Annotated in this window: 23 protein-coding genes; 19 read left to right on the top strand and 4 right to left on the bottom strand. The window is 59.0% G+C overall.

The window, feature by feature from the left end:
* Nucleotides 1-66 precede the first annotated feature (66 nt).
* Both J4D99_RS08815 and J4D99_RS08810 read left to right on the top strand, forming a co-directional pair.
* Nucleotides 67-900 (top strand): oxidoreductase, encoded by an 834-nt coding sequence (locus J4D99_RS08815; protein WP_208131330.1) that lies wholly within the window; start codon nucleotides 67-69, stop codon nucleotides 898-900.
* A gap of 187 nt (nucleotides 901-1,087) precedes the next feature.
* Entirely contained in the window at nucleotides 1,088-1,939 is an 852-nt protein-coding gene (locus J4D99_RS08810) for an FRG domain-containing protein (protein WP_208131329.1), read from the top strand.
* A 355-nt stretch (nucleotides 1,940-2,294) separates the two neighbouring features.
* On the opposite strand, the gene J4D99_RS08805 is transcribed toward J4D99_RS08810, so the two are convergent.
* Nucleotides 2,295-2,468 (bottom strand): hypothetical protein, encoded by a 174-nt coding sequence (locus J4D99_RS08805; protein ID WP_208131328.1) that lies wholly within the window; start codon nucleotides 2,466-2,468, stop codon nucleotides 2,295-2,297.
* 166 nt (nucleotides 2,469-2,634) lie between these two features.
* Between J4D99_RS08805 and guaB the strand changes: the two genes are divergently transcribed.
* From guaB to J4D99_RS08765, 8 genes are all read left to right on the top strand, one after another.
* A complete protein-coding gene (gene guaB, locus J4D99_RS08800) occupies nucleotides 2,635-4,113 on the top strand; it encodes an IMP dehydrogenase (RefSeq protein WP_208131327.1) in 1,479 nt (492 codons plus the stop codon).
* A 201-nt stretch (nucleotides 4,114-4,314) separates the two neighbouring features.
* Nucleotides 4,315-6,429: a PP2C family protein-serine/threonine phosphatase gene (locus J4D99_RS08795; protein WP_208131326.1), complete on the top strand. Its 2,115-nt coding sequence runs from the start codon at nucleotides 4,315-4,317 to the stop codon at nucleotides 6,427-6,429.
* Nucleotides 6,430-6,450: 21 nt separating this feature from the next.
* Nucleotides 6,451-6,780, top strand: a complete 330-nt coding sequence (locus tag J4D99_RS08790) for an STAS domain-containing protein (protein ID WP_208131325.1) — start codon at nucleotides 6,451-6,453, stop codon at nucleotides 6,778-6,780.
* A 92-nt stretch (nucleotides 6,781-6,872) separates the two neighbouring features.
* The gene (locus J4D99_RS08785; RefSeq protein WP_208131324.1) at nucleotides 6,873-7,289 is read left to right on the top strand and encodes an ATP-binding protein; all 417 of its coding nucleotides are present in this window, start codon (nucleotides 6,873-6,875) and stop codon (nucleotides 7,287-7,289) included.
* Between the two features lie 223 nt (nucleotides 7,290-7,512).
* Nucleotides 7,513-9,888 (top strand): peptidylprolyl isomerase, encoded by a 2,376-nt coding sequence (locus J4D99_RS08780; protein WP_208131323.1) that lies wholly within the window; start codon nucleotides 7,513-7,515, stop codon nucleotides 9,886-9,888.
* Between the two features lie 99 nt (nucleotides 9,889-9,987).
* On the top strand, nucleotides 9,988-11,379 hold the full coding sequence (locus tag J4D99_RS08775; RefSeq protein WP_208131322.1) for a peptidylprolyl isomerase: 1,392 nt from the start codon (nucleotides 9,988-9,990) through the stop codon (nucleotides 11,377-11,379).
* Nucleotides 11,380-11,530: 151 nt separating this feature from the next.
* Nucleotides 11,531-12,496 carry an AAA family ATPase gene (locus J4D99_RS08770; protein WP_208131321.1) on the top strand — a complete coding sequence of 322 codons (966 nt, stop codon included), beginning with the start codon at nucleotides 11,531-11,533 and terminating at the stop codon, nucleotides 12,494-12,496.
* Nucleotides 12,497-12,597: 101 nt separating this feature from the next.
* Complete coding sequence (locus J4D99_RS08765) at nucleotides 12,598-13,014, top strand: hypothetical protein (RefSeq protein ID WP_208131320.1); 417 nt, start codon at nucleotides 12,598-12,600, stop codon at nucleotides 13,012-13,014.
* A 163-nt stretch (nucleotides 13,015-13,177) separates the two neighbouring features.
* Here J4D99_RS08765 and J4D99_RS08760 read toward each other — a convergent pair whose 3' ends face one another.
* Entirely contained in the window at nucleotides 13,178-14,065 is an 888-nt protein-coding gene (locus tag J4D99_RS08760) for an SDR family NAD(P)-dependent oxidoreductase (protein WP_208131319.1), read from the bottom strand.
* Nucleotides 14,066-14,172: 107 nt separating this feature from the next.
* Between J4D99_RS08760 and J4D99_RS08755 the strand changes: the two genes are divergently transcribed.
* Nucleotides 14,173-14,736, top strand: a complete 564-nt coding sequence (locus J4D99_RS08755; RefSeq protein ID WP_208131318.1) for a GNAT family N-acetyltransferase — start codon at nucleotides 14,173-14,175, stop codon at nucleotides 14,734-14,736.
* Between the two features lie 125 nt (nucleotides 14,737-14,861).
* On the opposite strand, the gene J4D99_RS08750 is transcribed toward J4D99_RS08755, so the two are convergent.
* Nucleotides 14,862-16,001, bottom strand: coding sequence for a lipid A deacylase (locus J4D99_RS08750; protein ID WP_208131317.1), 1,140 nt, complete (start codon nucleotides 15,999-16,001; stop codon nucleotides 14,862-14,864).
* Nucleotides 16,002-16,328: 327 nt separating this feature from the next.
* Here J4D99_RS08750 and recA point away from each other — a divergent pair, with 327 nt between their 5' ends.
* From recA to J4D99_RS08725, 5 genes are all read left to right on the top strand, one after another.
* Entirely contained in the window at nucleotides 16,329-17,420 is a 1,092-nt protein-coding gene (recA, locus tag J4D99_RS08745) for a recombinase RecA (protein ID WP_208131316.1), read from the top strand.
* 159 nt (nucleotides 17,421-17,579) lie between these two features.
* Nucleotides 17,580-18,389 (top strand): DUF3108 domain-containing protein, encoded by an 810-nt coding sequence (locus tag J4D99_RS08740; RefSeq protein WP_208131315.1) that lies wholly within the window; start codon nucleotides 17,580-17,582, stop codon nucleotides 18,387-18,389.
* Nucleotides 18,390-18,527: 138 nt separating this feature from the next.
* Nucleotides 18,528-19,247 carry a response regulator gene (locus tag J4D99_RS08735; RefSeq protein WP_208131314.1) on the top strand — a complete coding sequence of 240 codons (720 nt, stop codon included), beginning with the start codon at nucleotides 18,528-18,530 and terminating at the stop codon, nucleotides 19,245-19,247.
* A 148-nt stretch (nucleotides 19,248-19,395) separates the two neighbouring features.
* Nucleotides 19,396-20,490: a sensor histidine kinase gene (locus J4D99_RS08730; RefSeq protein ID WP_208131313.1), complete on the top strand. Its 1,095-nt coding sequence runs from the start codon at nucleotides 19,396-19,398 to the stop codon at nucleotides 20,488-20,490.
* A gap of 72 nt (nucleotides 20,491-20,562) precedes the next feature.
* Nucleotides 20,563-21,276, top strand: a complete 714-nt coding sequence (locus J4D99_RS08725; RefSeq protein ID WP_208131312.1) for an RluA family pseudouridine synthase — start codon at nucleotides 20,563-20,565, stop codon at nucleotides 21,274-21,276.
* Between the two features lie 16 nt (nucleotides 21,277-21,292).
* Here J4D99_RS08725 and J4D99_RS08720 read toward each other — a convergent pair whose 3' ends face one another.
* On the bottom strand, nucleotides 21,293-22,666 hold the full coding sequence (locus J4D99_RS08720) for a hypothetical protein (RefSeq protein ID WP_208131311.1): 1,374 nt from the start codon (nucleotides 22,664-22,666) through the stop codon (nucleotides 21,293-21,295).
* A 354-nt stretch (nucleotides 22,667-23,020) separates the two neighbouring features.
* On the opposite strand from J4D99_RS08720, the gene rplM reads away from it, so the two are divergent.
* Genes rplM through rpsB form a run of 3 tightly spaced genes read left to right on the top strand, consistent with a single transcriptional unit; the run spans nucleotide 23,021 to nucleotide 24,700 of the window.
* The gene (gene rplM, locus J4D99_RS08715) at nucleotides 23,021-23,473 is read left to right on the top strand and encodes a 50S ribosomal protein L13 (RefSeq protein WP_208131310.1); all 453 of its coding nucleotides are present in this window, start codon (nucleotides 23,021-23,023) and stop codon (nucleotides 23,471-23,473) included.
* A 45-nt stretch (nucleotides 23,474-23,518) separates the two neighbouring features.
* Complete coding sequence (rpsI, locus tag J4D99_RS08710) at nucleotides 23,519-23,905, top strand: 30S ribosomal protein S9 (protein ID WP_208131309.1); 387 nt, start codon at nucleotides 23,519-23,521, stop codon at nucleotides 23,903-23,905.
* A 21-nt stretch (nucleotides 23,906-23,926) separates the two neighbouring features.
* The gene (gene rpsB / locus J4D99_RS08705; RefSeq protein ID WP_208131308.1) at nucleotides 23,927-24,700 is read left to right on the top strand and encodes a 30S ribosomal protein S2; all 774 of its coding nucleotides are present in this window, start codon (nucleotides 23,927-23,929) and stop codon (nucleotides 24,698-24,700) included.
* The last annotated feature ends 40 nt before the right edge of the window (nucleotides 24,701-24,740 follow it).

The raw sequence follows: 24,740 nt of genomic DNA, 5'->3' as shown, positions 1-24,740 counted from the left end.
GGCAAACAATTGTCCCGGCTTAGGCGTCTTAGGCCCATTGTTTTTCCTTTCATTTCTGACTTTTCTATGACCAAGCACTGGTTTATTACCGGCGTTAGCACCGGCTTCGGCAAGCACCTGGCCGAGCTAGCCCTCGCGAAAGGCGACAAGGTAGCTGCCACTTTTCGCCAGCAGCAGCAGGCCGACGAGTTCACCCAAAAAGCGGGCGCCAACGCCATCGGCCTAGTAGCCGATGTGGCCGACGAAGCCGCCGTGAAGCAGGCCGTGGCCGACGCCATTGCCCGGCTCGGCCACCTCGATGTGGTGGTGAATAACGCCGGCTATGGCTCCATGGGCCCCATTGAGGAAGTGCCCGATGCCGAGGTGCAGCGGCAGTTCGACATCAACGTATTTGGGCCACTGCGGGTACTGCGGGCCGTGCTGCCCCACCTGCGCGAGCGCAAGAGCGGCCACATTCTCAACATCACCAGCATCGGCGGGCTACGCGCGTTTCCGGGCGTGGGCATCTACAACGGCTCTAAGTTTGCCCTCGAAGGCATTGGCGAAAGCCTGGCCGCGCAGGTGAAGCCCCTCGGCATCCACGTTACGAATGTGGAGCCTAGCGGCTTCCGCACCGACTGGGCTGGGCGCTCGGCCACGTTTACCGAGCCCGCAATTGAAGATTACCGCCCCACGGCCGGCAAGAACATGGCCGATATTCAGGGCTATAGCGGCCAGCAGCCCGGCGACCCCGAGCGCGCCGCCCAGGCTATGTTCGACCTCGTGCGCATGGACAATCCGCCGCTGCATCTGCCGCTAGGCAAGGCCGCCGTAAAAGGCGCCCTCGACAAGTTTGCCACTATCACTAAGGAAGTGGAGCAGTACGCGCACATCGGCAACGGGGCCGATTTTCCGAGCTAGCCCGCTTTTTAGGCTAGCCCACGCTCACGCTTGATTTTTAGCAGAACGTCGTGCTGCGCTTGTCGAAGCATCGCTACCGCATCGTTAGGTAAACAACCCTAGCGGCGCGGGCGCGCCGCTTCGACAAGCGCAGCACGACGTTCTTTTTTAGGAGTTATTCCCTGTTCCGGCCTGTACCTTCACTGCCATGGCCACCGCGACTTCTCCCACTGCCAACGACTTCGTAGCCCAGAGCTGGCAGCACCTGCAAGACCTGCTGTTTCGCGAAACCTGGGATGCCCGGCTGGGGCGCTACCGCTCGCCATTTGTTTACCGCGGCATGCGCAGCTTTGGCTACACGCTCAGCACCAGCCTGCAGCGGCTAGGGGGTAATTACGACACGCTGGAGCACCATCTGCTGCGCAACTTCCGCAAGTATGCCCGCGACACCACCACGCCGCCCAGCGCCACCACCTGGGACTGGCTGGCCCTGGCGCAGCACCACGGCCTGCCCACGCGCCTGCTCGATTGGACGTACTCGCCCTACGTGGCCCTGCACTTCGCCACCGACGACCTCAACGCCTACCACCAGGACGGCATTATCTGGGCCCTGAACTACGTGAAGGCCGCCGAGCACCTGCCGCCCATTCTGCGCGAGGCGCTGGCGGGGGAGGGCTCCAACGTGTTTACCACCGAGCTGCTGGCCCCTACCCTGCCCAGCCTGCTCACCCTGTCAAATTTGCAGGCCGAGCCCTTCGTACTATTTCTGGAGCCGCCCTCGCTCGATGCCCGCATCGTGCACCAGTATGCGCTGTTCTCGCTCATGAGCACGCCGCAAGCCATGCTGCACACCTGGCTCATGCAGCATCCCGAATTGTACTTTCGCATTCGCCTGCCCGCCCGGCTCAAGTGGGAGGTGCGCGACAAATTAGACCAAGCCAATATTACTGAACGGGTGCTGATGCCGGGGCTGGAGGGCCTGAGCCGGTGGCTGCACCGCCATTACTCGGCCGCGCAAGGGCGCCCCGCCACGGGCGAAGGAGCCGAATTACCGGGCTGATTTTACTCGTTCAGTAGCCTGGCGCCATCGTTCAGCGAGAATAGTCGGGCACTGAGCGATTTTTATAGCTTGATTCTAGCCTCTCAATGTTAATTTTGTATTGTAAATGTTGCGCAACGGTCCGCTTTTTGCTACTTACCGCTCTGTAACAGGCCTAGCCGGCGGAACCTCGTTCCGCGCTTAGCCACCAGTATCGCCCGGCCTAGCCGGCGCAATGACTTGGTTTTCTTGTGGAAAAGGAACCTGTTGGAAAGGCTCGTCCCGCGTGGGGCGAGTCTTTTTTGTTTTACAAAAAAGCGGTGCCGCCGAGCCGGCGACACCGCACGTCTGAGCTGTATTCTAGCAAAATACCGGGCTAGCGGCGGTAGCCATAGCCGTAGCCATGTCCCCGGCCATGGTCATGGTCGCCGCGGTAGCCGCCGTGGCCATAGCCCCGGCCGCGGTCGTGTTCGTGAATAACACAGGAGCTAAGCGTGAGCGAGCCGAGCAGCAGCACCGGCAAAGCGCGGAAAAGCAGTTTCTTAAACATGAGTGATAAGACGTTAGCGTGAGAGAAAGTGTGGGGGCTCTTCCTTAAGGAAACGAAGGCAGGACGGGCATAGTTGATGGCTTGGTCGATAAAAAGAAGGCGTTGCTGGGCAAACGCACCGTATATTTGTCTGGCAATAAGGTTTTCTGCTAAACCCCCTGTTGCTATGGCCGACCACGCCGCCCCCAAAATCGCCTTCGAGGCCCTGACCTACGACGACGTCCTGCTGCTGCCCGCTTACTCGGAGGTCCTCCCCCGCGACTGCGACCCCGGCACCCAGCTCACCCCCAGCATTCGGCTGCACCTGCCCCTCATCTCGGCCGCCATGGATACCGTGACCGAGGCCGAGATGGCTATTGCGCTGGCCCAGGCCGGCGGCCTCGGCATCATTCACAAGAATATGAGCATCGGCAAGCAGGCCGAGCAGGTGCGCCGCGTCAAGCGTTCCGAGTCGGCGCTGATTCAGGACCCCTTCACGCTGCCGCCTACCGCTAGCCTAGCCGATGCCCGCAACCTGATGCGCAAGCATAATATCGGTGGCATTCCGGTAGTGGAGGCTGACCATCGCCTGGTGGGCATCCTCACCAGCCGCGACCTGCGCTTTGAGAAAGACTTTTCGGCGCCTGTTACTACCGTGATGGTACCGCTCGACCGCCTCGTGACCGCCCCCGCCGGTATCGACCAGCGCGCCGCCGAAGACATGCTGCAAGACCGCAAGGTGGATAAGCTGCCCCTAGTAGATGCCGACGGCCGCCTCACCGGCCTGATGACTTATAAGGACATTCGCAAGCGCCGCCGCTCGCCCCAGGCCAGCAAAGACACCCTGGGCCGCCTGCGCGTGGGCGCTGCCGTGGGCGTCACCGCCGACCTGCTCCAGCGCGTAGCGGCCCTAGCCGAAGCTGGTGTTGACCTCATTAGCATCGACACGGCTCACGGCCACAGCAAGGGCGTACTCGACGCCGTGCGGCTGGTCAAAAAAGAATATCCTAGCCTGGCCGTCATGGCCGGCAACGTGGCCACTGCCGCCGGCGCCCGCGCCCTGGCCGAAGCCGGCGCCGAGGTAGTGAAAGTTGGTGTGGGCCCGGGCTCTATCTGCACCACGCGCATCATTGCGGGCATCGGGGTGCCGCAATTGTCGGCGGTGCTGGAGGCCGCCCGCGGTGTAGAAGGCACCGGCGCCACTATCGTGGCCGACGGCGGCATCAAGTTTTCGGGCGACATCGTGAAGGCCCTGGCGGGCGGCGCGGCAGCCGTAATGGTAGGCTCGCTGCTGGCCGGCACCGAGGAAGCGCCCGGCGACCTCATTATTTACGAAGGCCGCAAGTACAAGAGCTACCGCGGCATGGGCTCGGTCGAGGCTATGGAAGACGGCTCGAAGGACCGCTACTTCCAGGATGCCGAAGACGACGTGAAGAAGCTTGTGCCCGAGGGCATTGTGGGCCGCGTGCCGTTTAAAGGCGGCGTGGGCGAGGTGCTCTACCAGATGGCCGGCGGCTTGCGCGCCGGCATGGGCTACGTGGGCGCTCCCAACCTGGCTGCGCTACAAGCCGCTCAGTTTGTGCGCATCACCGGGGCCGGCCTGCGCGAAAGCCATCCGCACGACGTGCAGATTACCCGCGAAGCACCTAATTACTCGAGCCGCTAGCCAATCAGCGCGCTACTTCCTGGGCCCTAGCTGCACAGTGTCAATACGTTGACCTGCCAGCTAGGGCCTTTTTAGGGAAAGAGCCTACCCCTAGCCGGACCTAGCGGGCTCCGTTGTAGTTTTGCGCTTTGTCTTTTTTGGCCAGGTAACGAAGGCGAGGGGAGCCCGAAGCCGCTTCACCTTCTTTTTGCCGTTTGTTTTATGCCCACATTTCGCCGTTCGGTTTGGCTGCTAGCTGGCGCTACCGGGTGCTGGCTGCTGCTGCTGCTAGGCACCCTCAGCCAGGGCCGCACTGTGCTGGGCCTGCCGGCCGACTGGCCGCGCTGGCTACTGCTGCTGGCGCAGGGCGGCTTTGCGGCCAGCGTTTTTCTCTATGCCCGCCTGCAGCCCAATCCGCTGGTAGGGCATGGCTTTTTAGTAGTGCTGCGACGGTTGTTTTGGCGCGGGCTAGTGCTTACGGGCCTGCTGGTTGGTGTTCAAACGTTTGTGCAGCTCACCGCAGCGCACGCCCTCCCGCTACCGGGCGATAGTACCGCCACTGTTGGGTACACCATCAGCCTCGCCTTATTTATCATCCTACTTGCGCAAACGCTCTACGTGTGGCGCTCGCTCGTCAGCTTTCGCGGCAGCTCCCGGCTGCAGCGCGAGTGGACGGCTTTCGAGCTGCTGCTAGGAGTAGCGCTGCTGTTTCAGCTGTTTGTATGGAACGCGCCCGACTTCGTGCGAGTGGCCGTCATTACCGGGTTAGGACTGTTTGGGGTGTATTTGAGCGGCCACCAGCGCTGGGTAGCCTACCTAAGTCAGGGGCAAAAGCTGCAGGCTATTTTGCTGCAACTAGGAGTACTGGGCTTTTTGCTGCTGTTTCTATTTTACCTGCGCGGTGCCCAGACAAACCCCGTCTTATTAGCGCCGCCTACACAGCAGGCATTTTTGGTGCTGACTTCATTTTTCGCGGTTTTCTACGCCGTGGCGGGCCTGGCCGTCACGCTCTTCAACCTGCCCATTGCAGATGTCTATGAGCAGCGGCGGGCCGAAATCCTGAGCCTGCAGCAGCTCAGCCAAATTATTCAGCGCGGGCAAACGGCCGCCGAGATTTACCAGGCGCTTTTCACGTCGGCAGTGCAAACCATCCATGCCGATACGGCCTGGCTCTGCGTACAGTCTCAACGGGCCGATGTGGCTAGCCCCCAACCGGCCCCAATGCCGGTCCTAACGCACGAACTAGCCTCCGCCGACCTGGCGGCGCTGCAAACTCAGGTGCCCGCGCTGCTGGCGGGCAAACAGGACGAGATTGTCGATAACGACCTGCTGCGCTCGCAGCGCCTTACCGGTTTGAGCCAGCCCTTTGGCTCGGTGGCGGTGCTGCCGCTGCATAGCGCCACGCACCACTACGGCGTGCTGGTGCTGCTGAAGAAAGAGCAGGCCGGCTTCGACCCCGAAGACCTGAGCATTCTGCACACCTTCACCACCCAAACGGTGCTGAGCCTCGAAAACCTGCAGCTCGCCCAGGAGGCCCGCATCAGCCAGAGCGCGCAGGATGAGCTGCGCATTGCCGCGCTGGTGCAGGAGCGCCTCATTCCGAAGCACCTGCCTACCGATAACTGGTTTGAAATCAGCACCTACGCACAGGCGGCCAAAGAGGTGGGCGGCGATTTTTACGACTTTCTGCACCTGCCGGGCCAGCGGCTGGCGGTGCTCATCGGCGATGTGTCGGGCAAGGGCGTTACGGCGGCTTTCCACACCGCCCAGATGAAGGGTATCTTCCACGCCCTGATGCAGCCCAACCCGCTGGCCAAAAAAGACCGCGACCGCTACCCCGACCCGCAGCGCTTTATGATGAAGGCTAATGAGGCGCTCACCCACTGCCTCGAACGCTCGTCATTTATCACCGCCGCCTTCTATCTAATTGACTATGAGGCGGGTGGCTTTAGCTTTGCCCGCGCCGGCCACTGCCACACGCTGTACTATCACTCCATTAAAGAAGAGGTCAGCTACTTCCGCAGCGAGGGCCTGGGCCTGGGCATCCTGCGCGACGGCAGCTACGGGCGGCACGTCAAAAACCAGTTCTGGGACTATAACCCCGGCGATGTCATGGTCGTGTACACCGATGGCATCCTGGAGGCGCGCAATGCCGAGGGCGACGAGTATGGAGAGGAGCGCCTGGCCCAGATGCTGAGCGAGTCGTTCTACCAATCGGCCGAGGAAATCAACCGCCACATCCGCCACGATGTGCAGGAATTTAGTAAGGGCCTACCCCTGCACGACGACCAAACGCTGCTCGTTATCAAGTTTAAAGCCGCCCAACCTCAAAGCTAGCCCCATCGTATGGGGCCTATTATGAAAGTAACCGCTCAACCCGCAGATACCACTCTTACGCTCCTGCTCGACGGCGAGCTGGATGCCTCCTCGGCAGTTGTGCTCGACACCGAGCTCAACAAGCCCGAGCTGCTCAATTATAAGAGGGTTCTTATAGATTGCCAAAAGCTTAGCTACATCTCATCGGCTGGCCTGGGCGTATTTATCTCCCACTTGCAGCGCCTGCAGGACTCTAATGTAAAACTGGTGTTTTACAATATGCAAGAAAAGGTCTTCAACGTATTTGAGATTCTCGGGCTTGACTCGCTCATGACCATCGTACCGACCGAGCAGGAAGCTCAGGCCGCTTAGCACTAGTAAGTGAGCAAACGAGCAACTGCGTAGGTTGGGCCGCCGCTCAACCTACGCAGTTACCTGGTTACTCATTGGCTTTTTCCTTCCCCATGCAAGACCGCATCCGCATTAGCTGTTCGCGCCAGAACCTCCAGCAGGTGCGCGACTTTGTGCGCGGTTTTTTGCTGGAAGCGAAGCGCAACGACCTACAAGTCAACCAAGTGGTGCTGGCGGTGGATGAAGTGGTCGCCAACTTTATCATCCATGCCAATAATGAGGATGCCAGCCAGTTTCTGGACTTACTACTGGTACTGGCTGGCCCACGCCTCGACATCGAGATTGAGGACCACGGCAACACGCTCTTTCTGCCCCCTGGCAAAGCGCCCAACCCCGACCTGCGAGCCTACATTCAGCAGGGGCGCAAGGGCGGCATGGGCATGGCCCTGGTTTCGCGCATCATGGACCAAGTCGAGTTTTTTGAGCGCAACTCGCACACCGTTTGCCACCTGAGCAAAGTGCTTACGTAGCGCCTAGTTAAGCAGAATCAGACTACATAATCGCAGCGGGCGGACGGCACCATAGGCCATCCGCCTGCTGCGTTTGAGGGCTAGCCGCCGCGCTCGCTAGCCCGCCCCACCGCGGCAGGGCGGGGCAAGCCGAGGTTTTATTCGTAAAATTGCACCAGTATTGTGCCTGAAGCGTTGCGCGTTGTCTAACACGTCATTTAGGTCGATTCCTGTTCCTTTGTCTATGCACTCCCGCCTTCCGTTGGCTGGCGCCGCTGCAGCCACGCTGCTTCAGCTGGCCGCCTGCCAAACCAGCAAGCCTGCCACTGCCACCACTACCCCCGCCAGCTCGGCGCTGGGCGCGCCGGTAGCCACTGGGCCCGCTATCGAAACGCTGGGCACCTACCCGGTATCGGCCCGCGAGTTTGCCTATGTGTATAAGAAGAATAACAGCACCGCTGCCGATTATGGCTCGCGCGCCAGCGTCACCGATTACCTCACGCTGTATACCAACTTCCGGCTGAAGGTGCTCGACGCCGAGAAGCACGGCCTCGACACTACCCAGGCTTTCCGGCGCGAGCTCGACGGCTACAAGCAGCAGCTAGCCCTCCCCTACCTCACCGAGAAGGGCGTGACCGACCAGCTCGTGCGCGAGGCCTACGACCGCATGGGTCAGGAAGTGAATGCCTCGCACATCCTGATACGCGTGGCGCCCGATGCTACCCCGGCCGACACCCTGGCCGCGTACCAGAAAGTAGTGGCCGTGCGCCAACGTGTGACTAGCGGCGAGGACTTTGCCACCGTAGCGCGCACAACCAGCGAAGACCCCTCAGCCAAGGAAAATGCCGGCAAGCTCGGCTACTTCACGGCCATGCAGATGGTGTATCCGTTCGAAACGGCCGCCTACCGCACGCCCGTGGGGCAGGTAAGCCAGCCCATCCGCACGCGCTTCGGCTACCATATTATCAAGGTAAACGACCGCCGCGCCGCCCAGGGCGAAATCAAGGTGGCCCACCTCATGGTGCGCGTAACGCCCCAGGCGCCCCGCGCCGACTCGGTCGCCGCGCACAAGAAAATCGACGAGCTCTACGCCCGCCTGCGCAAGGGCGAAAACTGGAATAAGCTCGTAGCACAGTTTTCGGAAGACGCCGGCTCGGCCCCCAATGGCGGCGAGCTGCCGCCCTTCGGCACCGGCCGCATGATTCCGTCGTTTGAGGAGGTAGCTTTTAAGCTGCAAAAGCCCGGCGACATCTCGGCCCCGGTGCAAACACCCTACGGCTGGCATATCATCAAGCTGATTGAGAAGCAGCCCCTGCCGCCCTTCGCTACGATGGAGCCCACCCTGAAAAGCAAGGTGGCCAAGGACTCGCGCTCGGAGCTGAACCGCGCCGCTTTTCTCAAGCGCATCCGGCAGGAAGACCAGTTTGTGGAAATTCCGGCCGCCAAGCAGCTAGCCTTTGCCCAGGCCGACACGGCGCTCGTGAAAGGTCATTACAAGTTCAACGCCTCCAACATGACGGCTAGCGGGGCCAAGGCCTCGAAGACGACCAAGAAGGCCGGCGGCGACAAGCTGCCGCTGTTCACCATCATGGGCAAGCCCTATCCGGTGGCCGATTTTCTGACCTTTGTGCAGCAAAACCAGCGCCCCCGCCCCACGGCCACGCCGCAGTTTGCCATGCAGCAGCTCTACGACCAGTACGTAGACCAGAGCCTGACCGACTTCGAGAAGGCTAGCCTGCCTGCCAAGTACGAAGACTACCGCATGCTCGTGCAGGAATATCGTGATGGCATCCTGCTCTTCCAGCTGATGGACGAGAAAGTGTGGAGCAAGGCCATTGAGGACACGGCTGGCCTGCGCAAGTTCTTTATGGCCAACCAGGCCAACTACCAGTTTGGGCAGCGGGCGCGGGGCACGGTTATCTCGGCTGCTTCGCCGCAGCTGCTGGCCCGCGCGCAGCGCCAGCTAGGGGCTAGCCCCTACGCCGTGGCGGGCAAAGCCGGTACGGCCCTCGTGCACTTCAAGCCTGGCACGGCCACGCCCGCCAACAGCGATGGCTCGGCCGTGCTCGATGAGGTGGCCCGCCGCCTCAGCCAGGATACGGCCCTAACGGTGACGGTGGCTGGGCACATCCGCAAGGGTGAAAGCCCGGCCCTAGCCCGCCAGCGCACCACGGCCGCCATTGACTACCTGGCCAAGACCGGTAAAATTGAGCGCCGCCGACTCACTGCCGCTTCCGCTGTCGCCGCTACCACGGCCACCGGCGACACGCGCATTGCCTTCTTCAGCAACTCGCCCGCAACTCTCGAAGCCAACCTGAACCAGCAAAACCCGCTGGCCATGCAGATTCAGCAGCGCACCTTCCAGAAGGGCGATAATAAGGTGATGGACGACTACCTCACCCGCCCGGCCGGCACCTACACCGTGCAGCGCGACGGCCGCTACTACGCCATCATCGTGAAGCAGACCCTAGCGCCCGGCCCCAAGGCCTTGAGCGACGCCCGCGGCCAAGCCACCAGCGACTACCAGAATTACCTCGAAAAGCAGTGGATAGAGCAATTGCGTCAGCAGTACCCCGTTAAGATAAACGAGGACGAGGTGAGCAAGCTCGTGACCAAATAAGTGCCTTTACCCGGCGGGCAGCCGAATTTTCTACCCGCTCCTCAACGTTATCGCTGCACCAGCGGCAACCCTTTCGGCCGCCTCGTGCCTCTCTAGTTTATGCAACGTATCGCTCGGCGTTTATCCGCCCTTTCTATCGTCGTTTTTGGGGCCTTGCTGGCGTTGCCGCAGGTTAGCCACGCTCAGCTTGGCATCAGCCGGCCGGTGGGCCAGCAGCTGCTCGATGGCATTGCCGTAAAAGTTGACAATCAGATTATTCTGCGCTCCGAAATCGAAGGCATTATGGCGCAGGAGGCCGCTCGTGCGCAGGGCAAGCCTTTGCCGCCCGACCTGCGCTGCAAGATTGTGCAGAGCCTGGTGCTCAATAAGCTCATGATAGCCCGCGCCGAGGTAGACTCGGTGACCGTGACCGACGCGCAGGTAAACGGCGAGCTCGACCGCCGCATGAACTACTTCGTGCAGCAAGTAGGCTCGGAGAAGAAGCTGGAAGAACTATACAACAAGCCGGTGCGGGTGCTCAAGGAAGACCTGCGCCCGCAGGTGCACGACCAGCTGGTGCAGCAGAAAATGCAGGAGCAGATTTCGGGCAAGGTGGCCATCACGCCGCGCGAGGTAAAGGAATACTTCGACAAAGTGCCCAAGGATAGCATTCCGTACTTCTCGACTGAAGTAGAAGTGGGCCAGATTGTGATTCCGGCGCAGGTGAATGACGCCGCCAAGCAGGCGGCCATTGCGCAGCTCAACGACCTGCGCGCCCGCGTGCTGGCCGGTGAAAGCTTTGAGGCCCTAGCCAAGCAATATTCGCAAGACCCCGGCTCGGGGGCGCAGGGTGGCTACCTCGGCTTTTTCAAAAAAGGCGAGCTGGTGCCCGAGTATGAAGCCGCTTCGCGCAAGCTGGAGCCCGGCCAGATGTCGCCAGTGGTCGAGTCGCAGTTCGGCTTTCACCTCATCCAGTTCATTGAGCGCAAAGGTGATTCCTATTCGACGCGCCACATCCTGCTGAAGCCCGTGACGGGCACCGCCGATGCCAGCGTGGCCGCTACCAAGCTCACCCGCATCCGCAGTCAGATTTTGAAGGATAGCATTTCGTTCTCAAAAGCAGCCAAGGAATTCAGCACCGATAAAATGACCGCGGCCAACGGTGGCCTGCTCGCCAACCGCCAGGACGGTGGCTCGCGCCTGCCACTCGACAAGCTCGACCCGGCTATCTTCTTCATCATCGACACGATGAAGGTGGGCCACATCACGCCGCCCCTGCCCTACCGCACCGACGACGGCAAGGAGGCCATGCGCATTCTCTACCTCAAGAGCAACACACCACCCCACCAGGCCAACCTGCTCGACGACTATCAGAAAATATCGCAGGCCGCGCTGAGCCAGAAAAAGAGCCGCGCGCTCGACGACTGGTATGAGAAAAACCGCGACACCGTGTACCTGGAAGTGGCACCAGAATACGCACAGTGCAAGGTGCTGGCTAGCAACGGGCAGTAATACTTGTAAAACCATAAGCTTCTACTAGAGAACGTCATGCTGAGTGCAGCGAAGCATCTCACTCGCGCCGCTAGGGTCTTTACTCCAACGATGCGAGCGAGATGCTTCGACAAGCGCAGCCTGACGTTCTTTTGTGTATCATACCTATCTAATGGCTCAATTCCAAAACGATAAAGAAGCGGCCGACTCGCTGGCCCGCGCCTACCAGCAGCTGCGCCAGGAAATCGGCAAGGTTATCGTGGGGCAGGATGAGGTGGTGCGGCTCGTGCTCACGGCCGTGTTTGCGCAGGGCCACTGCCTGCTGGTGGGCGTGCCGGGCCTAGCCAAGACGCTGCTTATCCAGACCATTGCCGACTCGCTAGACCTCTCCTTCAACCGCATTCAGTTCACGCCCGACCTGATGCCCAGCGACATTGTGGGCTCGGAGACGCTGACGCAGCAGCGCGAGTTTCAGTTTGTGAAGGGGCCGATTTTCGCCAACATCATCTTGGCCGACGAAATCAACCGCACGCCGCCCAAAACCCAGGCGGCCCTGCTCGAAAGCATGCAGGAATACGCCGTGACGGTAGCGGGCCAGCGCTACCCGCTAGCCCGGCCGTTCTTCGTGCTAGCCACCCAAAACCCCATCGAGCAAGAGGGCACCTACCCGCTGCCCGAGGCCCAGCTCGACCGCTTCATGTTCAACATTCAGCTAGGGTACCCTAGCTACGAGGAAGAGCTGAACATCGTGAAGAACACCACGTCTGACCGCAAGCCCAGCGTGAACAAAGTGCTGCACTCGGATGATATTCAAGCTTACCAGGCCTTAGTACGGCGGGTACCGGTGGCGGATAATGTGGTAGAGTACGCCGTGGGCCTCGTGCACAAAACGCGCCCCAATACAGCTCGCACTGCGCCGCGCGCCCAGCAATTGCTGGAGTGGGGCGCCGGCCCCCGGGCTAGCCAGTACCTGGTAGTGGCCGCCAAGTGCAATGCCCTGCTCAACGGCAAGTACTCGCCCGATATAGAAGACGTGCGCGCCGTAGCTTTGCCCATCCTGCGCCACCGCATTGTGCGCAACTTCAAGGCCGAGGCCGAAGGTGCTACGGTGGAGCAGATTGTGAAAGACCTACTTTAATTGAGTTATGAATTATGAGTTAGAAGTTATGAGTTGCTACCTGCCACTCTCATACCCCTCAACTCATAACTCATAACTTCTAACTCATAACTCAACCTAAGTTGGAAGTTCAAGCTTACTATCAGCAATTTGAGCGCAACGTGCGCATCATCCTCGACGCCCTAGCCGCTGGGCTCGACCTGCGCACCACGGCTCTCGAAACCAGCCTGCCGCTGGAGGTTTATGTGCTGTGCGAAGTGCTAAACCAGGGCGCGGACGAGCACTTCACGCTCACCGCCACTGGCGTGGCGCGGCTAGCCGAGTTTCAGCAGCAGTTTATGAAGCACGAAGACCAGGCGCTGGCCGCCATGAAGCGCGTGCTGGAAGACAAAAAGTCTTTCATGCGCACGCCCGAAGGCCGCGTTTTCACCAAGGAAATGCTCATTCGCCGCCTCGAATTTTTCAACGAGGCCGCTCGCCAGGTGAACGTGATGCGCACCCAGCAAGCGCTGGGCAGCCCCCGCCAATACGCCGTCTGAACCACGGATTCGGCCGGATTTTTCGGATTACTCGGATTGTGTAGGCAATTATTTTCCTAGCCTGAATATGTAAAAAGGCCGCCCAGTTGGGCGGCCTTTCTCATTGCTAATCATCCACAAAATCCGATTAATCCGAAGAATCCGTCCGAATCCGTGGTTCAGACTAATGCCCCATCATGTGCCCGGCGTCCTGATTGCGGATTTCAGTATGGCCATCTTTGCTGTGCTCCAGCTTCAGCTCGCCAGCGGGCTCTTTTTTAAGGTCGCTCGGCACCTGGGCACCTGAGCTGCTCTTGGAAATCGTGACGCCGCCATCGGCAAAGTAAATAGCCCCGGTGACGTAGCTAGCCTCATCGGAAGCCAGAAAGAGGTACACGTTGGCCACTTCTTCGGGCGTGCCCCGGCGGCCCATTGGTACGCCTTCTACGGTTTGCTTTTCCATTTCGGCCGTCATAGGGCCGGTTTCTTTGTGTGTCCAGGCCGTGTCGATGGGGCCCGGCCCCACGCAGTTGGCCCGGATGCCGTATTTGGCCTGCTCGCCCGCAATGCCCCGCATGAACGCGTGCACGAAGCCCTTGGTGCCGCCGTAGGGCGTGTTCATGGGCTCGCCCATGTGCCCGGCTTCCGAACCCGCCGACACAATATTGCCCCGCGTTTTCTTGAGCTCGGGCAGCGCAGCCCGGCTCATGTGAAAGACGGTGTAAATATTGTTTTTTATCATGTACTCAAACGCCTCTACTGGGTACTCACCCAGTTCCTTAGCCGCCGGAAAAGTACCCGCGTTGTTGACCAGAATATCAAGCTGGCCAAACGTACCCACGGCCGTTTGCACGCAGGCCTTAGCCATTGCTTCCGAAGCTAGGTCGCCCTCAAAAGCTACCGCTCGGCCGCCGCTAGCCTTAATTTCGTCTGCCACGGCCTGCACTGGGTCCTCGGGAAAGCCGGCCACGACCACCGCCGCGCCTTCTTTCGCAAATTTTTTGGCAATGGCCTCGCCAATGCCGGCCCCACCACCCGTCACGATGGCTACTTTACCTGCTAATCTATTCATACTAGTGCTTGTGGAAAAGGAGATATTGAGCTTTTGCCTAACGACCGCTGCCCGCTAGGGTTATGGCCGACGTTAAATCTTCCTGACTGCTTTCCTGTTTTTAGTCTGTGCTTGAAACTACCCGCCTGCTTCTGCGCCCCTACGAACCCGCCGATGCCGAGGCTTTTTTTGCTTTGCTCGACCGTAGCCGGGCACGCCTACAGTTTTCTTTCCCCGACCGTCTGCGCGCCGTGCCGACCCTAGCTGCCGCCACCACGCAGCTCGCGTCCTTTGCCGACGACTGGCGCACCGGCCGCTTCTACGTGCTCGGCATCTGGCTGCGCGACACGGGCGCCTACATCGGCGATATCTGCCTCATGCCCCAGCGCAATGGCCAGGCCGAAATAGGCTACTACCTGGCTGCCGAGGCCGAAGGCCACGGCTACGCCCGCGAGGCCCTAGCGGCGATGTGCCGCTTTGGCTTCGGCCGGCCCGTCGACGCCCAGCGGTTGCTCATCCGCTGCTTTGCGGATAATAAAAAGGCCCAAGCCGTAGCGCGGGCGCTGGGCTTTACGCCCCAGGGCCCCGAAAAGCTCGAGCAACCGGCATGGCTGCGCCTCAGCTTCTGGGACAGCCGCCCGCCGCAGCCACCCATTCTGCACTTCGTGCGCCACTGGGCCGCTGGCGACTAAAATATTACGGAACGTACGTCTGTCCTTGCGAGCACACCGAGGCAATCGCAGCTGAACTGCCCTTAGCGGAGCGAGTCGTATAGGTACCGTGTGGTTTGCCTAGCTGTGCTCGCAATAAGCATTTTTTACTGTCCTACCCGCACGTGCCGGCCAATATTGCCGAGCAGCCACTCCTGCCGAAAGTTGAGGTAAATGCCGAATGAAAAGTCGAGCAGGCTGCGGTTGAAGTCGTACACTGGCTCGACGCGCACCGTGAGGGCCGCCGCGTCGGAGATGCGGAAGTCGCGCAACAGGCGCACCAGCAGCAGCCGGCGCTCGGCGTCGGTGTAGCCGGGCGTGCCGTAGCGCGAGGCGATAGATTGGTAATAAGTGCCCCCTAGCGGTGCGTAAAACTGGTGCCCCTGCCAGTAGCTCAGCATCAAATCTACGTACTTGGTTTCGAGCGTGCCATTGAGATACAGCCCTTTACCAGCCTGAAAAGGCAGGCGATAGTTGGAGAACGAGTGGTCGTCGAAGAGCAAGCCGTAGGCATTGAGCCGCACGGCCTGGAAGGTGCTACCACCCAGCGGCACCCTAGCCACTACACCGCTGGCATAATTGAGCAGCGTTTGCACCGGCCGGTGCAGCGTATCAATTTGCCCGCCGAAGTGCCGAGCGGTGAATTGCAGCGGAATCGAGAGCTGCACCGGGCTATTATCGCCCGTAATTCGGAAGCTGCTGCTGAGGCCGCCCGCAATCTGTTCCTGATAATCCACGCCCGGGTATTCCTGCTTCAGCCAGTCGACCCACGTATCCAGAAACACGCGCTTGGTGTTCAACCGGTACTGCAAGCCTTCCTCCAACGGCTTTAGCATCACGCGCTCAAAGTCCATCAGCGGCTCGATGTAGCCGTGGTTGAGATTGGCCTTAATATTACCCAAGATGAACTGGCTAGCCCCGTGCGTCCAGGTAGCACGAAAGGTGGGCCGCACTTGCTTCAGCTGCGGGTTGCCAAAGTCTTTCCAGAGAAAAACGCCACCTTCCAGCCGCAACTCTTTAGTCGGGTAATAGACGAGTTGTGGGTTCAGCTGCGTGCCAAATAGCGTGTAGCCTTCGACGATATCGTTGAAATATTCGTTGTCTTTGAAGAAGGTGAAGGCGTTGAGCGAAAGGCGCAGGTCGCCCGCGCTAGCAATAATGCGATTAGGCCTTCTATTAAGCCTAATGTTTAAACTATCAATCTTTCTATTCGTGCTATCAAGTTGCTTGTGGTATCGCGCATCCATTCCAGCAATAGCCCCGACATGAAGCAATGACAACGTATCATTTCTATATGAGCCCGGAGTAGGCGACGTGAACGCACGATTATCTAACTGCGCCTGGGCGGGCGCGGCTGCAACTAACACAGCTCCAAGGCTAACTAAAATTTTTAGAAATTTCCCCATAAATTTGTGCTTCCTCCGGCACAAAACCGGGGTGCGTTGCGTTACAAATGGCCGCCGCAAAACAGAACGGTAGCGAGGCCTAGCGGCCTGCTACGCTGCCTGGCGATGGCAAGCCAAAACATCGTACTTTTACTCAATTCAAGTTTCTTTTCAATCCCCACTTCCGTAATGGCAGCAGCAACTGAAAAAGCCGAAAAAAACGCTCCCGCTAACCCCGCCGCCGAGAAAGCCAAGGCCCTCGCGCTGACGATGGAAAAGCTCGACAAAGCCTTCGGCAAAGGTACCGTGATGAAGCTCTCGGACCAGAAGGTGAACGATATTCCGGCCATCAGCACCGGCTCGCTGTCGCTGGATATCGCCCTCGGCATCGGCGGGCTGCCCCGTGGCCGCGTTATCGAAATCTACGGCCCCGAATCGAGCGGTAAGACGACCCTGACGATGCACGCCATCGCCGAGGCGCAGAAAGCCGGTGGCACCGCCGCCTTCATCGACGCCGAGCACGCCTTCGACCCTACTTACGCCAAGAAGCTGGGCATCGACGTGGATAACCTCCTCATCGCGCAGCCCGACAACGGCGAGCAAGCCCTCGAAATCGCCGACCAGCTTATCTCATCGGGCGCTATCGACATCATCGTCATTGACTCCGTAGCAGCTCTCGTACCGAAAGGCGAACTCGAAGGCGACATGGGCGACTCGAAGGTAGGTCTGCACGCCCGCCTCATGAGCCAGGCCCTGCGTAAGCTCACCGGCACGATTAACAAGACCAACTGCTTGTGCATCTTTATCAACCAGCTGCGCGAGAAAATCGGCGTGATGTTCGGCTCGCCCGAAACCACCACCGGTGGTAACGCCCTGAAATTCTACGCTTCGGTGCGCCTCGACATCCGTCGTATCGGCCAAATCAAAGAAGATAAGGACAACGTAACCGGCAACCGCACCAAGGTAAAGGTGGTGAAAAACAAAGTAGCGCCGCCCTTCAAGGTGGTCGAGTTTGACATCATCTACGGCCAGGGTATTTCGAAAGTCGGGGAGATTGTCGACCTCGGCGTTGACATGGGCATCATCGGCAAGTCGGGCTCGTGGTTTAGCTACGATGGCAACAAAATCGGCCAGGGCCGCGAAGCCGTGAAAACCCTGCTGCTCGACAACCCCGAGCTAGCCGAGCAGATTGAAGCCAAAATCCGCACCATGGCCAAGGGCGACGACGACGTTATCCCCGTGGACATGAGCGGCCCCGAAGACGGCGACGACACGCTGTAAGCACTCCTCTGCAAACTGTATGTTGCTAGCCCCGCTGCCCTGGTAGCGGGGCTTTTGCATGGTATAGGGCTAGCCAAGTGGCCGCTGGGGCAGTGTATTTTTGTCGGCTGGCATTTCGTTTGTAAATCCGCTTTCGACTTCGACCTCGTTTCTGCTTGTATGCGCCGCTGGCTACTTGTTCCGCTTCTCCTGCTTTGCGTTGCCTGGACGCAGCCTATCGGCACTACCGAACCGGTGCGCGTGTGGCCCAACCCCAGCTTTAAGGCCGGCGAAACCATTCGCTACAAGGTGCACTACGGTGTGCTCAATGCGGCCGAAGCCGTTATCGAAACCTCGGGCAGCCTGGAGCGCATTGCGGACCGCCCTTGCTACCGGGCCACCGTAAGCGGGCGCACCACGGGCTCATTCGACTTCTTTCTGCACGTGCGCGACCAGTGGCGCTCCTACATCGATACGGCCAGCGTGCTGCCGCTCCGCTCCTCGCGCGACATTGAGGAAGGCACCTATCGGAAGAAGGAAGTAGTGGATTTTGACCAGACGCACGACATCGTAAACGTGCTCCAGACCCACACCAAAGAGCCCATTCGCTACACGTTTAAGGTGCCCAACAACGTGCAGGAGCTCGTGAGTGGCTTCTACTTTCTGCGTACCCTCAACTACGACCACATGAAGCCCGGCGAAACTATTCGCATGGGTGGCTTTTTCGACGAATCGACGTTCAATCTGGAAGTTGTCTTCAAAGGCCGTGAGATAGTTGACACCAAAGCCGGGCCCATTCACGTGTTGAAGCTGGTGCCCAAAATGCCGAACAACCGCATTTTCCGGGGCGAAGACGCTATCAAAGTGTATTTATCAGACGACCGCAATAAGATTCCGGTTCTCTTTCAGGCCGAAATGTTTGTGGGCTCGGTGAAAGTAGATATGTACAAATACGAAGGCCTGAAAAGCCGCCTGAACCTCGCTCGCTAGGGGGCAAATCGCAGGGAAGGCCTAGCGAGCCGGCTTCATTTCCGGCCGCTGCGTTGACATCACATAAACGTAACACGCTAGCCCGACCAGCGCGGGTAATTTTGCAGCGCGAAAGTTCTTCCCTTTCGCTTCCGCGCCGTGGCTACTCATCCCAGTCCCAAGTCAGCGTCGGCCAAAGCCGCTGCTTACAAGATTTTAGTAGTAGACGACGACCCTGATATTGTCGAGCTACTCGAGTTTAACCTTAAGAAGGAAGGCTACCTCACCGCCTCTGCCGCCGATGGCCGCCAAGCTCTAGCTGCGGCTCAGGAGTTCAGCCCCGACATCATCCTGCTCGACGTGATGATGCCGCACCTCGATGGCATTGCCACCTGCCGCGCCCTGCGCGAGCTGCCCAAGTTCAAGGATACCTATATCCTGTTTCTCACGGCCCGCGCCGAGGAGTTTTCGGAAGTGGCTGCCTTTGAGGCCGGCGCTGACGATTTTCTCTCCAAGCCCATCAAGCCCCGGGCTTTGCTGAGCCGGCTGGCGGCTATTGTGCGCCGCGACCAAGACCCGCACGCCGGCGTCGAGGCTATCGATATCAACGGCTTGCGCATCGACCGCACCGCCTTCGCCGTGTACCAGGACGGCCGTAAAATCACGCTGCCTAAGAAGGAATTTGAGTTGCTGGCTTTCCTGGCCGCCACGCCGCACAAAGTGTTCAGCCGCGACGAGCTGCTGCAAAATATCTGGGGCAACGACGTATTTGTGCTAGCCCGCACCGTGGACGTGCACGTGCGCAAGGTGCGCGAAAAAGTAGGCGACCATCACATCCAAACTATTAAGGGTGTGGGCTATAAGTTTAACTTGGACTAACGGATTGCCTAAACCTGAACGTCATGCTGCGCTTGTCGAAGCCTCTCTACTGCGCCGCTAGGGTGTTGTGCGGTAGAGCTGCTTCGACAAGCACAGCATGACGTTATTTTATAAATTTCTACTTTTAGCCCCCCTAGCACAGCGCCATATGAACCTGTCTTCCCGCACCATTGCCGTACTGATTGCGCTCGTGGTGGCGGGAGTGCTGACTACCTGCACTTACTGGGTGCCACGGCTGCCCACGCACCAGGCCTTTCTGGCCGGCGGCATCACGGTGGCCGCCTGCTTTTTACTGATATACTTGTCGTTCGAGGCCCTTATTTTTCGGGAGATAAACGGCATCTACTCGCGTCTGGAGCATATTAAGCGCAAGGAATTTAAGCGCCTGAGCAACAAGTTCTTGTTTCGACCCGAACCACTTCGCCGCATTGGCGACGAAATAGTAGAAATGGCCGAGCGCCGCCAGCAAGAGCTCGACGAGCTGAAGCGCCTGCAAGCCCTGCGCCGCGAGTTTCTGGCCGATGTGTCGCACGAGCTTAAAACGCCGCTTTTCGCTGCCCAAGGCTTCGTACACACCATCTTGGACGAAGAAGAAGACAACGCAGAAAACGGCATGGAGCCTGCCATCCGGCGCAAGTTTTTGCAACGGGCCGCCGCTAGCCTCGATGCGCTTGATGCCCTGGTGCAGGACCTGGTCACGATTTCGCAGCTCGAAAAAGGAGTTATCCGTATGCGCCGCCAACGCTTCGACTTGGTGGCGCTGGTGCAGGAATTATTTGAGTTGCTGGAGCAGCAAGCCGACCGCCGCGGCACCACGCTTGAGCTGTTTCCGCCGCATTTGGCGGAGCGCGAAATGCCCGTCATTGCCGACCGCAACCGCATTCGCCAGGTACTTATTAACCTGATTGATAACGCTATTAAGTACGGCCGCGAACAGCAGGGCCACGTGGTAGTAGCCCTTACTCCCGGCCGCAGCGGGGTGCGCATTGCGGTGCGCGACAACGGCGCCGGCATCGCACCCGAGCACCAGGCCCGCATCTTCGAGCGCTTCTACCGCGTCGACAAGAGCCGCTCGCGCTCGGCCGGCGGCTCGGGGTTGGGGCTGGCCATCAGCAAACATATTGTGGAGGCGCACAAGTCGACCATCCATATTAAGAGCGTGATGAGCGAGGGCACTACCATGGAATTTAAATTGCCCCGGCCGAAGGCCAATGGGCGAATGAGTGAAGGGCCGAATGGGTAGCTAAGGCTGCTTATTCACCCATTCGGGCCTTCACTCATTCGCCCATTGCTAAGCCGTACCTTTGTGCCTCGCATGAAGCCACCCAAGTTCCAAGACCTCATTCTGTTTGAGAACGACGATTATATTGTCGTCAACAAGCCCCCGTTTCTCTCCACGCTCGACGAGCGCATCGGCGTAGCGGCCAGCCTGCTGCGGCTAGCCCGCGAATATGCAGACGATGCCCAGGTAGGCCACCGCCTCGACCGCGACACCAGCGGCGCGCTGGTATTGGCCAAGCATCCGGAGGCTTACCGCCACATCTCGATGCAGTTTGAAAACCGCGAGGTAAATAAAGTCTACCACGCCGTGACCTGGGGCGCCCCGCCGCTGGATAAGTTTGTGGTAGAGCGCAATATCGAAACCACCAAGAGCGGCAAGGCGCGGCTGGCTTTCAAGGGCAAGCCCGCCGAAACCCGCTTTACATTGCTCGAAACCTACGCTCGGCACGCCCTCGTGCAGTGCGAACCCGTGACGGGCCGCATGCACCAGATTCGCCTGCACCTGGCCTATGTCGAAACGCCCATCGTGGGCGACCACCTCTACGGCGGCGAAGATTTTTTTCTCTCCTCACTCAAGAAGAAGTTCAATCTGAAAGAGGGCGAAACTGAGCAGCCGTTCATCAAACGCTTTGCGTTACACGCCAAGGAGCTCGGTTTTACGGGGCTCGATGGCATGCCCATTAAGATTGATGCGCCTTATCCGAAAGACTTCCGGGTGCTCGTTGAGACGCTGCGGCAGTATCGCTAGGGGTGGCAAGAAGCTATCAGTATTGCTTTACCTTCTCGAACACAATCAGTTGGCATGTGCCACTGTTGGGGTCATTGGCATGCCCATAGGCGCTACCCGCCCAGCGCTGCCGAAAGTGCGCGTCGTTTTGCAGGCGGTCGAGCGGCAAGCCACCTTCCATAGGACTAAACCAGCTATCCCAGAAAACGAGGGTGCCCACGGGCAGTTGCTCTAGCTGAAGCTTGCCGCCGATGGAAGCCAGGGGACGCGCTTGGTAGTCAAACATATCGAGGTCGAGCGCCCTAGCAGCAGCAGCACTCTCTAGCGATACGGGCCGCCTGGGGCCCGGCAGCTGCCGATACCAGGTAGCTGCTTGTTCAGCCAGCGTTACATCGCCGGGCGACCCAAAATCGCGTACCCACTGCATTTCCATGCGCAGGCCCGTGAACAAAAAGGCCACCGCAAGGCCTGCTACCGCCAGCGCAATGCGCTGCTGCGCCTGTACCGTGTGCCCAAGCGCTAACAAGCCGCTAAGCCCACGCAGGGCAATAATGGCTAGCAAAGGAGTTAACACCGTTAACACTCGCGTGAGGCCTGCCGAACCGAACAGGCCAAAGACCCAAAACAGCGTGTGAGCCGCTACAAATACGGCCACCGCCCCGTACACAACCAGTAGCTCAGCCCTGAAAAGAGAGTCGGCCCAGCTGGCTTTACGGCTAGCCCTCCACACTAACTGCACGCCGCCCAACGCTACCAGCACTGCCATAATCCATCCCATAAGATACAGCAAACCAACCAAATATGTCTTCCAGTCCCCGTGACCATAGGTCGAGATGGTAGGGTAGGCATTGCGCCCAAAAACCCAACCAAAGTCCCCCAGTACAATGCCCCCCACAATACTATATAGCACGTAGCCTAATAGCAACCCAGGCAAGGCTCGCCATTGACGCTGCCAGACTAAGTATACCACCCAGAGCCCTAGCAGAATAAAGCCTTCGGAACGCACAAAGGGCAGCCACGATACCAGTGCCGCCGACCACCCCGGTTTCTGCGCTACCAGCAGCGCTACACTCGCAATAAGCACAAACCCAAACAGCGGCTCGGTCAGCCCCGAGAACTGAATGCGGAAATAATCGGGGGCCGTGTAGCATAGCAAAATTGCCAGCGCTGCATAAGGAACGCCCAAGCGCTCGGCCACTCGGTAACTGAGCCACGCCGAAGCCGCCACCAAGCCGCACTGCCACAACATAATGCCCCGGTAGCCAAGCTGCGCCGGCCCCATCGCTAGCAGTGTAAAGAGTGGCTTGGCCCACGAATGCATCAGGTTCAGGGGGTGTTTTGGGGCGAAGCGAGCATACAAGTAATGCATGATGCTATCGCCGGTGTCGTAAGGGTTTTTGGTAATAAACACGAAGCTGACTGAGACTACTACTCCCAGGAGCAATAGGCATTGGGCTAGCCGCTTAGTATTGTTAGAAATGGCAAGTAGTGCGAAATTCATTTGTCTGCATTCTTGGCGATAGGTATTTCAAAGAGGGCGTAAAAGTACATGTCTATCTAGGACCTCATCCGTAAGGCAGAAACCGAGTTTAAGCTTTTGGTCGGCAACACTGCTTTTCCCATAAGTATCATTACTGGCACTAATCCCTGTCCCTAGTTTGGTTATCTGTCAGAAAACCCGTACCTTTGTGTCCGTTTTTCCCCAAGCTCGAACGGCTTGGGGTTTATTGTCAATTGTTTAGCCGGTAATTTTTACCAAATCCGCATGGACCACCTGAGCTTCAAGACGACCCACGTCAACAAGGCCAACGCCCAGAAAGCCTGGGTTATCATCGACGCCAGCGTGGCCCCGCTGGGCCGCGTGTGCAGCCAAATTGCCAACGTACTGCGTGGCAAGCACAAGCCTTCGTTCACTCCCAACTCTGACTGTGGTGATAACGTGATTGTTATCAACGCTGACAAGCTGCGTGTGACTGGCAAGAAACTGACCGAGAAGGTGTACATCAGCCACTCGGGCTACCCCGGCGGCCAGAAGCAGCGCACCCTGCGCGAGCAGATGAACCGCGACTCGCGCAAGGCTATCGAACACGCCGTAAAAGGCATGCTGCAAGGCAACCGCCTTGGCGCCGAGCAGTTCCGCAACCTCTACGTATACGCTGGCAGCGAACACCCCCACGAGGCGCAGCAGCCCAAAGTATACGAGCTGAAAAACCTGTAAATCATTGCTTTACGGCCGATTTTGGCCGCATTATTTTTCCACTAAATGGCAGCTACTAACACCTCTGGTAGAAGAAAAACCTCGGTGGCTCGCGTGTACATGCAAGCCGGGCAAGGGAATATCACTATCAACAACCGGGACATGAAGTCCTACTTCGCCAACGAACTGTTGGAGAACATCGTGAACCAGCCGTTGGCTATCCTCGAGCAGGTAGGCCAGTACGACATCAAGGTGAACGTGAGCGGCGGCGGCATCGCCGGCCAGGCTGAGGCCATCCGCCTCGCCATCTCGAAAGCTTTGGTAAGCGACAACGCAGAAGTGAAGTCGTCGCTGCGCAAGGAAGGCTTCATGACGCGCGACCCCCGCATGGTGGAGCGTAAGAAGTTCGGCAAGCGCAAGGCTCGTCGCTCGTTCCAGTTCTCTAAGCGCTAATCGTTTAACCGTAGTAGTATCATGGCTCAGTCCACCACTTATAAAGAGCTGCTTGACGCAGGTGCCCACTTTGGTCACCTTACGCGCAAGTGGGACCCGAAAATGGCGCCGTACATCTTCATGGAGAAGAACGGCATCCATATTATCGACCTGAACAAGACGCTGGCTTCGCTTGACTATGCCGCCAATGCTATTCGCAACATCGCGAAGAGCGGCCGCAAAATCATGTTCGTAGCCACCAAAAAGCAGGCCCAAGAGATTGTGCAGACCGAGGCGCAGCGCCTCAAGATGCCTTTCGTAACGGACCGTTGGCTGGGCGGGATGCTGACGAACTTCGCCACCATCCGCAAGTCGCTTAAGAAAATGGCTACCATCGACAAGATGGTGAAAGAAAACACCGCTTACGCGGCCCTAGCTAAGCGCGAGAAACTCATGATGAATCGTGAGCGCGAGAAGCTGGAGCGTGTAATGGGTGGTATCTCGGACCTGAGCCGCCTGCCCGCTGCCCTGTTTGTGGTAGACGTGAAGCGCGAGCACATTGCCGTGAAAGAAGCGCAGAAGCTGGGCATCCCGGTTTTCGCTATCGTAGATACCAACTCGAACCCCGAGCTGGTGCAGTTCCCCATCCCGGCCAACGACGACGCCTCGAAGTCTATCCAGCTCATCATGAACGTGATTGGCAAGGCTATCGAAGACGGCCTGTCGGAGCGTAAAGTTGACAAGGAAGACGCTGACCGCAAAGAGGCTGACGAAGCCGCTATCGCGGAGAAGACGGAAGCTGACAACGAAGGCTAAGCCGCTCGCTTTTAAAGCTTGACGAAAAAGGGAACGGTCG

The sequence above is a fragment of the Hymenobacter sp. BT559 genome, assembly GCF_017571525.1.
In the GTDB taxonomy this organism is placed as follows: Bacteria; Bacteroidota; Bacteroidia; order Cytophagales; family Hymenobacteraceae; genus Hymenobacter; species Hymenobacter ginsengisoli.
The sequence above is the reverse complement of the archived record's forward strand: the minus strand, read 5'-3'. Positions and strand labels throughout refer to the sequence as shown.